The following is an 11,870-nucleotide window of genomic DNA, read 5'->3' as shown; positions in this document are numbered from 1 at the left end:
CGGCCAGCGATGCTGCCGTTTGCTGGTAGTAGAACGTGCTGCGGGCCAGGCCTGCCAATTGCAGCAGACCGGCAAACGAATGGAGCGGCCTTAACGCGTGAACGGCTTGCGCTTTTTGAGCCGCTGTTGTTCCTGCGTTAAGGCCTCCAGTTTTTTTAGGAAAGCGTTCTCCATGCGCAGATAGGCCAGTTCCGAAAGCAACTCCTCGCGGCTCTTCGTGTCATCGCTCGCCAAGGCTTGCGGTTCATCGGTGGTAGGCGGTTTGGGCATCAATCGGGGCCTTCCTCTGCACCGCGGGGCCAACGCCTCTATCCCGCCGCGCTCGTAACACGTCTCCCAATCGACAAGGCTACTCTTGTTGCGGATGTTGAAAATCGCAGCCGTCTGCCGATAGGAAAGCCCATCGTCCCACATCCGCTGCAATACCGAAAGCTTGAAAGACGCGTCAAAGGAGCTGTATTTCTTTACCAACCCAGACACGCCATGCGCCGCATGAGCCGCAGCCCATTTGCGCACCGTCGAATGATCAACGTCAAACCGAGCCGCTACTGCGCGTGCCCCTTCCGTGCCGCTCTCATAAGCGGCGATGACGGACTGCTTGAACGCTAAGCTGTACTTGGACATGCAAAACCCCCGAAGGTAGGTGTCCAACTTTCGGGGGTCAGTTCAGAAGCGGGGCTTAAGCTTTTATCTGACGCTTTTCGCGTCACAGATAGAAGTAGCTATTCCATATCGTGACAGCGTCGTCCAAATGAATTGTATAGTCGGTACTCGCGTCACCGTTCACGTCGCCATAGATGTAAGTGTCCGAGGCAGTCTTAACGAAGCGGAGTTCACCAGCTTTCCCTGAAAACGCGGCCGTTCCGATGAAACTGAACGCCTGGTCACCGGCGATCGACTGATTTGCGTCGATCTTCGACATATCTATTCGGTCTGACTGCGTGGCGGTGAAATCAAGAATAGAATCTCCTGAATGGTCGCCCCATGCTTTGAAGATGAAGCGGTCAGCTCCTGAACCGCCAACGAGTTGATCGGCCCCGCTGCCGCCATGGAGCCAGTCGTTGCCCCCCGAAGCCGAGAGGTAATCATTACCAGCGTCGCCGCTCAGATAGTTCGTCGCGGCGTTGCCATAGAGGCGGTCAGCATGGCTGGAACCGGCAAGGCTTTCTATGGATATGTAGATATCGCCATAGGCGTTCTGCGTGTTGCCACCCGGATTGCCGAGGCTCGCGACAACACCGCTTGAAGCTCCGGCATATGATGCAGTGTCACTACCCACGCCACCATCGATCCGATCCTTGCCAGCGCCTCCGTTGATCGTGTCGTTGCCGTCGTCGCCCACGAGAGTGTCGTTTCCCGCGTTGCCGTACAGCGTGTCATTACCCGCAAAGCCACGCAGATAGTCGAAAATACCTCCGCCCCTGAGCACGTCATTGCCCGCGAGCGCCCTTCCGATCACGGCAATGTCGTCGCTCGTCGTGTATGTCTCCGCCGCATCGACGATGCTCGTGACGGCAATACTTACACCGTCGACGTACGAGACTCGATTGCCGTTATCGAAGAGAGCATAGCTCCTTACGGTTCCACCGGTTGGGACACCATCGGAGTCGTAACTGAACCCGCGTCCCCGAAATTCCTCAACGGTCCCGTCGCTGAAATGTGCGGCAAAGATCGTCGAGCCGTAGGTGTAGGAATCAGCATATGGCAACCATCCAAAATCGATGCCGCGCATATCCAAGCCATAGTCGGCATTAACAGTGAGTGTCGCCATCATCGCCCCTCAGAAAAACCCCGATGCCACACAGGCTTATGAATTTTTTGTTGCAAGTGCAACCACGAATTTCAAAAACGTTTGAACACACAAAACTCTGTAAGAGAGCTATCAACGGAAGCGTGCGCTCGGTGCACTAGTGCATTTTCAGTTGCAAGCAACATAAACCAGCTCCGCGCTTCCGCCCCTCCTTCCTCGCACCCGGGCCGCCTTCGCCAACGACACCGCCGTTGCAGTAAACTGCGACAGCGCAGTTCCAGCGCAACGCTGACTACTTGTTGCCGGATGGCGCGAACCCTGTGCTGCTGAAAAGATAAACGGGACAAGGAGAAGTCATCATACGTTGAGCATATTTTGAAGGCCGAAAGCTCTGGATGCAACTTTGTCAACACGGCTTAACCAGCCATGGTCGTGTTCACACAAAGTAAAAGTCGTCACTGGTGAGGCTGCTCAGGCTGACGTCCTTCAGCGTGACGATGTTATCGATATTGTATGCAATGACGGTATCAGTCCCGACTTGACTAGCCGACGAAAACATCGAGGAAAAGTCGTCGAAGATATCCGTCGCGAAACTTATAAGGTCGTCCGACGCTGCAACGAAGTCTTCAAGGATATCCTTCCCGAAATTCGCGAGGAAGACGAACGTATCGTCACCGGCTCCCCCGAGCAGCGTGTCATTTCCGCTTCCGCCGTTGATCTGGTCATCCCCTGAACTTCCGTTGATACGGTTAGACAAGGCATTGCCATAAAGATAATCTTCGAACAGCGAGCCGCTCAGGTTTTCGATCTGGGAATAGGTATCGCTAGCCGCATCGCCCGTGTTGATTGCGCTGTTTGCCAAGCTGGCCTTCACGCCGACTGTAGCAGTCCCGTAAGACGCTGTATCGGATCCGCTTCCTCCAATGAGCTGGTCGGCACCGGCGCCACCGATCAACAGGTCGTTGCCTGCACTGCCATTCAAACGGTTGGAGCTTGCGTTTCCGTAAAGGGTATCCCCCTGGCTCGAACCCGTAAGGTCTTCAATTTCGAAGTAGGTGTCTCCGGCAGCATCCCCGGTGTTCACCGAGCTGTTCAACAAATTGACTTTAACCCCTGTAGTCGCCGTAGAATAGGAAGCGGTGTCGATGCCGCTGCTACCGACAAGTTGATCGGCGCTCGCGCCACCGATCAACAAGTCATTGCCTGCACTGCCGTTCAGTCGGTTCGCGGCTACATCGCCGTACAGTGTGTCGGCAAAGAGCGAACCACTCAGATTTTCAATCGATGAGTAAGTGTCTTCAGCCGCATCGCCCGTGTTAATGCTGCTGTTCGTGAGGCTTGCCGTAACGCCGACGGTGGCGGTTCCGTATGAGGCGATGTCAGCTCCGCTTCCGCCGACAATCTGGTCGGCACCGGCGCCACCAATCAACAAATCATTGCCTGCACTGCCGTTCAGTCGGTTGGCTCCTGCATTGCCGTACAGGGTGTCCGAGAAAGTCGAACCGGTCACGTTTTCGATCGAGAAATAGGTGTCACGGGCAGCGTCGCCTTTGTTCACCGCGCTATTTGCCAGGTTAGCAACCACGCCAGCAGAAGCGGTTTCATGCGAGGAGGTGTCCGCACCTGTGCCTCCTGTAAGTGTATCGCCTCCAACGCCGCCGATCAGCAAGTCGTTTCCTGCGCCACCGTCGAGCAAATCATTCCCGCCATTGCCCAAAAGTGTATTGGTCATCTCGTTGCCAACAATCGTATCATTGCCGGAGCCTGCCTGAACATTCTCGATCAACGACGCAAGGTTGTTGTGATAAAGAAGCGCGTTGAAAATGTTACCGCGAGCATAGCCGTTATTCGGGCCACCGTTCAGATCAGCCAACTGGCCTTGGGAAAGAACCGAATGGCCGCCTGGTCGCAGGTCGATTGTGAGGCGCGTGGTATACGAGCTCAGATCATAGGTGTCGACACCGCCGCCGTCCCAGATTGTTGCGAATATCCTGTTGTCATCGGGCGTAATAGCCGCAACCCCGTTGACATAGGTGACGCCTTCATTCGGCCTCCATTTATAGACGGTATTGCCACTGTTTGTCGTATAGTCCGCGCCATACATTTCCTGTAGGGCGGCAATGTCGAGCATCATGAACGTCTGCGGCGCGCCATTCTGCTCATAGTTGTAACCACTCGTGTCGTCTCCGATATACGTGCGGTACGTCATGATCGTGTATTCGATGGAATCGTAGTTGCTTGGCACGACCGCGGGATTGGTATCCGGTTCGTGACCATGTTTCAGCCCGAGAGCATGACCCAGTTCATGCGCCAATGTATGTCCCGCATAGTTGCCGAACTCCGGAAACCGATAATCATTTTCTGTGCCTGCATATTCCGTCCCGAACCAGACATCGCCGCCCCAGCTATCCGTGCTTGGAGTATAGGCCCAAGCTGTCACGAGACTGGGGTGCGACGACTGGGCGAATCGCAGCGAGGCAGTGTCCACGTTGCCGACCACAAAGTTGGCATTAGTAAACCCCTCTACAGAGAAACCGTCATTCGCAGTGTTTCCATAGGATTGTTCTATAAGAAACAGAGCACCAGACTGTTGCTGCGAGGAGATTGAAGAGAAACTGTATTCTTTCTCGCCATTATACGAGTACGATGTCGAGCTGGTGGGAAACGCATAGGTTATTGTTCCGTCCCACGCATAGCCGCTGATAAGCCCGTCAATTCTCTGATCTCCCGCCAAGCTTACGCTCTTTGTCGAAGTAACAACGCCCGTCATAGAATCCCGCCTGCTTATTCCACTCTACCGTGCGTTATGTCGATTCACCTGTCTATTCGCAAGAGCAAAAAATCGCGATGGCAACAGGTCACTTCACGATTAAAGGGAAAGAAAACTATAAACTCGTTAATAGTCTGAGAGCCGTTCAAATTTAGGAGGGCTTAGCCGACGACGAACGTGACCAATCCTACCTCGTTGAGCGAATCAATGCCCGGCTCTACGACCGCGCCACTGCACGGTTCATCTCATAAGACGATTGGGATTCCATCGGTGTCGACACCACAATTCCCACAGTGACCCGGTTAACAAATCCGATCGGAACAGACATGCCGAATCTCGATTCCGGCAAATACGGCGGCGAGAGGACAGGTGGCAAGGCCACCTGGGTGGATTGCCATGACGACACGGCTCCTCGAGCATTTAGATCAACTTCAGCTTCGTGGCCAGAGCTGTTGCCTGTGGCAGTGTGCCCGCGTCCAGGGCTTTACGAGCTTTATTCAAATGAGAGTTCACATTGCTGTAGGTCATATTCTCGATGGTAGCCATCGCTCTCATGGACTTGCCCTCGGCCGACCATTTCAAGAGTTGGACTTGTTTCAGCGTCATTCGAACACTCGATTCTGCGGTCGGATTAAACTCCGCTTGCTCAATCCTTGCATGAAGTTGTGCGACAGCCATTGCGGCGGCCACCGGATCTATCTCTCGAGCCAGGGAAATGGACGGTTTATGCGAAGCAACTGTCAACATTGACACGCGCCCGAATGCCGTTGCAACAGGAATGGTAATGCCAGATCGGATTCCGAAGTCGGCGGCATCCGTATAAAATCGCCGGATCGGCTTTGACGCACGCCTTGTTGAGTTTTCGGAGGACCAGACAAAAGTCCTCATCGTGGATTTGGCGATTGCGACGATAGGATCGACCTTGTCCAACTTGTTCGTGAAATATCGCTCCTGCCAGTCGGCAGGATAGTTAGAAAAAGCAGACGTTCCGACCGGCTGAACGTTGAGGTAGGCGTAATAGTCGAAACCGAAGTCCCGTGTGAGGTCGGCCAGCGCTTCCTTCAACATCTCTCTGCTGCGCGCTAAAGCCGAAATATCAATTAACTTTTGAAGCCAGATCTTCACCTTCTGAACTCCCTGTATCATCCGCCAACAGACGTCCGCGTTGTCGACGGAAGTTGAAGTAGTGGAAACTGTTGGTCGCTCTCGATCAAAATGTCTTGACGATTACCGGATCGGCAAAGACACCCTTGTCTGATCGACTCCACCTGTTTCGACTTCCGCGAGCAGCCCGATATCCTTTGCCTTTTTTTGCATTCTCGGCAACCATAGATTTCAACGGGCTACGTCGAGCCATTGGTAGCGTGTTCATATTGACCCGCTACCTCGGGGTGCTGATGCAAGCGATCGGGCTATCTCGACTATCTCGTCGCGGTTCGCCGTTGGATCTTCCTTGTTCCAGGCGAGTCCCAAGCCGATTGTGAAGCTCATGTCCTGCACCTCACGAAGCAGAAACGATCGATTGGGTAGATCCTTCGTCCATTCCGGAACGAAGCCTACACCGATGCCTGCAGAAACCAGCGAAACTAGCGAGAGCGTGTCGTCGCAGCTGCAGGCAACGTTATCGAGAAGGCCGTGCTTCCTGAACTGATCGACAAAGAACTTTTCCGTGTAAGACAGATTGGAACGGGAGAAGGAGATTATCCTCTCCTGTTTCAGATCGCCCATTGTGACCTTCTCTGCTTCTGCCAGCGCGCTGCCCGCCGGTACGGCCAGGAAATACCGTTCATTGGCGATGCTCTGCCAGCGCAGCGACCCGATGTTTTCAACCGGCCTGATGAAACCCAGGTGCACACGACCTTTTTCGATGTCGCGAACAATCGCATCGGTGGAGCCGCTGCTGATATGGATCTGGATATCGGGAAATCGCTTGCCGAGCCTGGTTAGAAACTGTGGAAGGACACCGAACGTTGCGGGATAGATTGTGCCGATCGTGATCCTGTCGACATCCTTGCCGGCAACGGCTTTGACGACAGAGGAGCTGTTTTCGACCTCTTGCAGGATACGGATGGACCGCTCGTAGAAGACTTCGCCGGCTTTCGACAGCTGAACTCGGCGAGTTGAGCGTATGAGGAGCTGAACTCCGATCTCCTTTTCGAGCGTCTGGATTTGAAGGCTGAGGGCTGGTTGCGCCATGGACAACATTGCTGCCGCCCGGCCGAAGTGCAATTCCTCAGCTAACGTTGCGAAACATCTGATCTGACGCAGTTCCATTCGCCATCCTCATCTGCGCGTGCCTCCGGGTACCGGTCGTAATTCGGTTGCGCACGCCCTAGATCATCGATTAATGGCGCCTGAAGATCAATCCGCTGTTTTTTAATAACGCATTTCCTATAATTTCCAGTAGTAGACGGCGAATCGTCTTTGGCCTATCGATGAACCCATGCGATCGTCCTTGGAACATCTGCCGGAAGAAAAGCAGCGCGAGCTTGCCCGCGTCGTTGCGATCATCCATGAAGAGTTCGCCGACGCGCTATCAGGCACGTCTGCCACCTTCAAGAAGCGCGGTCGGATCTTAAAAATCATTTTGTTTGGTTCGTATAGCCGCGGCACCTGGGTCGACGAGTCGCACACGATGAAGGGCTACCGCTCCGACTATGACATCCTGGTGATCGTCAATTCCAAGCAGCTGACTGAACCGCAATATTGGGACAAGGCGACAGACCGACTGCTGTGGGACAAGGACGTGAAAACGCCGGTCGGGCTGATCGTTCATGGCGCCAGGGAGGTGAACAACTTCCTGGCCGACGGCCAGTATTTCTTCGTCGACATTCTGCGCGAAGGCATCGTGCTCTACGAGCTCGACGACCGGCCGCTGGCCGAACCAAGAAAACTCTCGGTCGTCGATGCACTGAGGGTGGCCAGGGAGCATTTCGAGGACCGCCTGCCTCAGGCTGAGACGTTTGCTAAAGGCGCCTTGTTTTTTGTCAGTCTAGGAAGGCATAAGGAAGCAGCCTTTTTGCTCCACCAGGCTGTCGAAACTGCCTATTCCTGTTTGCTTCTGACGCTGACGAATTACAGCCCTCCCTCGCACAATCTGAAACTCCTGCGGGGGCTGGCGGAAGACCAGGATCGCCGGTTGATCGACGCTTGGCCACGTGATCAGCACCGCTATGCCGCCTGGTACAACATACTCAACGAAGCCTATGTGAAGGCGCGCTACTCGAAGCACTTCGAGATCACCGAAGAGGCGCTAGGCTGGCTACTTGAGCGAACGGAGCATCTCCATCAAACTATCGCGGCCATTTGCAGCGAGCATTTGGCTGAATTGGAGCGCGCAACTGTTGGCAGCTGACCGCTACGCCAATGGCGCCGCTACCACAAGCAAGTAACCGGCATAATTTTTACTTCACCTTAGGCGGGAAATGATTTAAGATTCAACTTAATCGACATGCGGGATGCATGTGCTTCCGGACGATGCGATTCGACTTCGCTGTGAGAACCGTCCGGCCACATTTTCCTTGCGCCGGGCTCTCACAGGAGAGTCTCATGTCGAAGCTATTGGAACATAACCCAGACCCGTCAAACGGGGCGGATATGCAGCATGACGTCGCGGTCGCGGCGGCCGTAGAACTTGCTATGGAATTCTACGGCTGCGATGCGGTAACCGCCGCGGCGAAGCGCGCCATCGAGGCAAGGCACCTCGAGCGCGAAAGCCACTTCCGGTTCTGGGTGAATGTCTTCAAATCCCTAAAATCCAACCCACACCTGGTCGCGGAAATCTGCCGCTCGGACTGACGATGCGGCTGCATAGCCGCTTGACGTCGCCGCGCCGTCGAGGACGCCGAGCGCCGTTTCAGCGCGCGCTTCGACGGCCCGACGTACACGGTTCCATCCGCGTTGCTCCGCACCCCCGCGGCGAAAGTAACGCCATTGATATGGATTTCATATCAATGGCCACGAAACAATATTGGAAATTTCCCAATCGCCCGGCGCAATGTCGCCGGATCGAGAACTATCAAAGGGAACAGCCATGAAATTTTCAACTCTCACCGCGACCGCGCTCCTCTCAATGGCGTTGGCTACATCCGGCAGCGCCGAAACGCTCGTCGTCAACAGTTACGGCGGCCCCTACGAAAAGATCATCCGCGAACGGATCATTGAACCCTTCGAGGTAAAGTTCGGCATAGACGTGCTTTACGATGCGGTCGGCTCGGCGTCGCAAGATTACGCGAAGATCAAGGCCACCGGCGCACGGCCCGGCTTCGACGTCGTCGTCATGACCGCCTCGCAATCTCTCGATGGATGCAAGGAAGGCCTCCTGGAGAAACTTACGCCGGAGACAGTTCCCAATCTTGCACGCCTATCGCCAGCGATTGCAGCCGTCGCCGGGCCCTGCGGCGCCGTTCACGAGGTGCAGTACCTCTCGCTGCTCTACCGCAAGGACAAGCTGCCAGAAGCGCCGGATTCCTGGTCCGCGCTTCTCGACGAGAACCTCAAAGGAAAGATCATCCTGCCAACCTTCCAGAACATCATGGCCGCCTACCTGATGGAGGTCCTCTCGGTCGCCAATGGTGGCGACCTGCTCGACAACGTCGAACCCGGCTTTGCCGCCATGGCAAAACTTGCCAAACAATCGATCGGTTTTGAACAGTCCTCCTCGGTCATGGAAACCTACATCAAGGACGGCCAGGTCTGGGCCATGCCTTTCTGGAATGGGCGGGCCCAGCTTCTGGCCGATAGCGGACTGCCCGTCGACTACGTTCTACCGAAGGAAGGGTCGATTCCCCTTGTCGCCACTCTGAACATCCCCAAGGACGCCGAGAACCGGCAGGCGGCACTTAGGTTCGTGAATTTCTTTCTCGAAAAGACGAGCCAGGAGGCGTGGGTTACGGGGTACAAGGTCGGAAGCGCAAGGACGGATATCGACGTTCCCGCCGACATCCGCGCCAAGCAAATCACCACTGAGGCCGATCTGAAGGCGCTCCTTTTGCCCGATCTCGGCGCGGTCGCCACGCGCTTGTCAGCGTGGGGCAAACGCTGGGAACGCGACGTCGTCGCAGCTGAGTGAGGTGGGTCATGGCGACGATTGCTTTCTCCACTCCGCAAAGGCCTACACGCATCGCCTTTCCCTTCAAGGTGTTTCTGCCGTTATCACTGCCGTCGATCGTGTTGCTCCTGTTCTTCGCAGCCCCAATGGGTCTGATGCTCGGCCTCAGCTTTCAGGACCAGGAGACCGGCACCTTCACGTTGGCGAGCTATGGCCGCTTCTTTGGCGACGCGCTTGTGCTTGCGGGCCTCGGACGCACCGTCGTGATGTCGGGATTGGTCGCCATTTCCGTGACGATCCTGGCCTATCCCCTCGCCTATTATCTCGCACGCTCGACATCACGCTGGCGAACGCTTGTCTTTGCTCTTGCCATCGCCCCTGAGCTGGCAGGCGTGGTGCTTCGGACCTATGGCTGGCTTGTCATTCTCGAAGATCGGGGCTTTATCAATTCAGCATTGATTTGGACGGGCGTGATTTCCGAGCCCTTGCCTCTGTCGAAAAACCTGTTCGGTGTCGTGGTGGGGCTGACGCATGTGATCCTGCCATTTGGCGTCCTTTCCCTGCTCACAAGCCTCCAGGGCATCAACCCAAATCTGGAAAAATCGGCTCAGATTCTTGGCGCCTCACGACTTGCAGTGATCCGCCACATCGTCCTGCCGCTCTCTGTGCCGGGAATCGTAAGCTCCCTCCTGATCGCCTTTACGATGGCGGCAAGCGCCTACGCCACCCCGGCCCTCCTCGGCGGTGCTGCCTTCAAGGTTATGGCAACAATGGTCTACGAGCAGGTGCTCTTCTACATCGACTGGTCCTTTGCGGCGGTCATGGCCAACGTCCTTCTCGCCATGATGCTGATCTCGGCTTTTGTCGGATCGAGGCTCGAATCCCGCCTTCAACAGAAACTTCACCTGTAGTCTCGGGAGGCTTCAATGAGCCGATTGCTCACTATTCTGTTCAGGGCATCGCTGATTGCAATTCTTGCATTCATCACCTTGCCGCTCTTGGTCGTTGTTGCAGCGTCCTTCAGCCCCACGTCGGCCGTCACCTTCTGGCCGGGCGATTGGACATTTCAGTGGTATCCGGCGCTTCTGGAAAGTCGTTGGCTTGATCCCTTTCTGCTTAGTGCAGAGCTCGCGATCATCGTCAGTCTCGCAAGCGGTCTGCTTGGCGTCCTTGCAGCCTACAGCGTCGCTTATCAGAAATGTCCGGGCCATGCTGCCATCATGTCGTTCCTGTTGTCGCCGATGGCTGTGCCACAGATCGTCAAGGGTGTTGCGATTGTTCTCTTCCTTTCGTCGGCTGGCCTTTACAAGCTGCTCGGGACACCGGGGCTCGTCATGGCCCACATCGTCCTCACCATGCCATATGTCATGCGCATGGCGGCGACCGCGATGTTCAATTTCGACAAGCGGCTAGATCGGGCCGCCTGTATTCTTGGCGCGGGTCCGCTCCAACGGATCAGATATGTGCTTCTGCCGCTGATCCGCTCCGGCCTGTTCTCAGGCATGACCTTCGCCTTCATCATTTCGTTCAATAATATACCGTTGTCTGTCTTTCTCGTGCGGCCCGGCCAGACGACGCTCCCGATCGCCGTCATCAATCATCTCGAATACAGCCTGGACCCAGTGCTTGCGGCCGTGAACGTCGCATCGCTCCTCTTCGTCCTCGGCACGATCATCCTTTTCGAAAAGATCGGCGGGTTCTCCGCGCATTTCCATGGGGGTAGCAAATGAGCAACAACGACATCGAGCTTCTTTCTGTCAGCAAGCAATTCGGCTCCAACTGCATCGTCGACGACATCAACCTTGCCGTTCCAAAAGGCAAGTTTGTAAGCATCCTCGGTCCCTCCGGATGCGGAAAGACGACGACGTTGAACATGATCGCCGGATTCGAAAAACCTTCGAGCGGAGAGATCCGCATACGGGGTCGCAACCAGGCAGGAGTCCGGCCGGAGGCTCGCAAGATTGGGCTCGTCTTCCAGAACTACGCGCTTTTCCCGCACATGACGGTCGCGCAAAATGTCGGTTTTGGCCTCAAAATGCAGGGCAAATCACGTGAAGACATCTCCGAGGGAGTCGCGCGCGCCTTGAAAAGCGTTCATCTCGAGGGCTTCGAAAAGCGCTATCCCAAAGAGCTGTCGGGCGGTCAGCAGCAGAGAGTGGCGGTCGCCCGTGCCATTGCGCCCTCTCCCCCCGCGCTGCGGCTGTGAGAACCACTGTCCTACCCCCCAGTGGAACCTTGGCCAGTCCGGTGGAGCGTGGTGTATGCAAGTGACCACGTACCCGGCCAGGACCGCGGGCTGG

At 55.7% G+C, this 11,870-nt stretch carries 10 protein-coding genes and 1 pseudogene; 6 read left to right on the top strand and 5 right to left on the bottom strand.

What is annotated here, in order from left to right; genetic code table 11:
* Positions 1 to 90: 90 nt before the first annotated feature.
* The 5 genes from C9413_RS18420 to C9413_RS18400 form a co-directional block, all read right to left on the bottom strand.
* Positions 91 to 651: a helix-turn-helix domain-containing protein gene (locus tag C9413_RS18420; RefSeq protein ID WP_170250732.1), complete on the bottom strand. Its 561-nt coding sequence runs from the start codon at positions 649 to 651 to the stop codon at positions 91 to 93.
* 55 nt (positions 652 to 706) lie between these two features.
* Complete coding sequence (locus tag C9413_RS18415; protein WP_170250731.1) at positions 707 to 1,771, bottom strand: calcium-binding protein; 1,065 nt, start codon at positions 1,769 to 1,771, stop codon at positions 707 to 709.
* A gap of 415 nt (positions 1,772 to 2,186) precedes the next feature.
* On the bottom strand, positions 2,187 to 4,520 hold the full coding sequence (locus C9413_RS34515) for a M10 family metallopeptidase (protein WP_082046552.1): 2,334 nt from the start codon (positions 4,518 to 4,520) through the stop codon (positions 2,187 to 2,189).
* 420 nt (positions 4,521 to 4,940) lie between these two features.
* A complete protein-coding gene (locus C9413_RS18405; RefSeq protein WP_039846923.1) occupies positions 4,941 to 5,645 on the bottom strand; it encodes an autoinducer binding domain-containing protein in 705 nt (234 codons plus the stop codon).
* Positions 5,646 to 5,888: 243 nt separating this feature from the next.
* Positions 5,889 to 6,794: a LysR family transcriptional regulator gene (locus C9413_RS18400; RefSeq protein WP_039845796.1), complete on the bottom strand. Its 906-nt coding sequence runs from the start codon at positions 6,792 to 6,794 to the stop codon at positions 5,889 to 5,891.
* A gap of 169 nt (positions 6,795 to 6,963) precedes the next feature.
* On the opposite strand from C9413_RS18400, the gene C9413_RS18395 reads away from it, so the two are divergent.
* The 6 genes and pseudogenes from C9413_RS18395 to C9413_RS18370 all read left to right on the top strand — a co-directional run.
* Positions 6,964 to 7,875, top strand: coding sequence for a nucleotidyltransferase and HEPN domain-containing protein (locus C9413_RS18395; protein WP_170250730.1), 912 nt, complete (start codon positions 6,964 to 6,966; stop codon positions 7,873 to 7,875).
* A gap of 194 nt (positions 7,876 to 8,069) precedes the next feature.
* On the top strand, positions 8,070 to 8,318 hold the full coding sequence (locus tag C9413_RS18390; protein ID WP_039845798.1) for a hypothetical protein: 249 nt from the start codon (positions 8,070 to 8,072) through the stop codon (positions 8,316 to 8,318).
* 235 nt (positions 8,319 to 8,553) lie between these two features.
* Positions 8,554 to 9,591 (top strand): ABC transporter substrate-binding protein, encoded by a 1,038-nt coding sequence (locus tag C9413_RS18385; RefSeq protein WP_039845799.1) that lies wholly within the window; start codon positions 8,554 to 8,556, stop codon positions 9,589 to 9,591.
* An 8-nt stretch (positions 9,592 to 9,599) separates the two neighbouring features.
* A complete protein-coding gene (locus C9413_RS18380; RefSeq protein WP_246703785.1) occupies positions 9,600 to 10,481 on the top strand; it encodes an ABC transporter permease in 882 nt (293 codons plus the stop codon).
* 15 nt (positions 10,482 to 10,496) lie between these two features.
* Positions 10,497 to 11,300: an ABC transporter permease gene (locus tag C9413_RS18375; RefSeq protein WP_039845801.1), complete on the top strand. Its 804-nt coding sequence runs from the start codon at positions 10,497 to 10,499 to the stop codon at positions 11,298 to 11,300.
* A pseudogene (locus tag C9413_RS18370) lies at positions 11,297 to 11,773 on the top strand (ABC transporter ATP-binding protein); the annotation flags it as partial. The gene C9413_RS18375 and the pseudogene C9413_RS18370, both read left to right, overlap by 4 nt.
* Positions 11,774 to 11,870: the final 97 nt, after the last annotated feature.

It is taken from the genome of Rhizobium sp. SEMIA 4085 (assembly GCF_013004495.1).
GTDB lineage: Bacteria > Pseudomonadota > Alphaproteobacteria > Rhizobiales > Rhizobiaceae > Rhizobium > Rhizobium gallicum.
The sequence above is the reverse complement of the archived record's forward strand: the minus strand, read 5'-3'. Positions and strand labels throughout refer to the sequence as shown.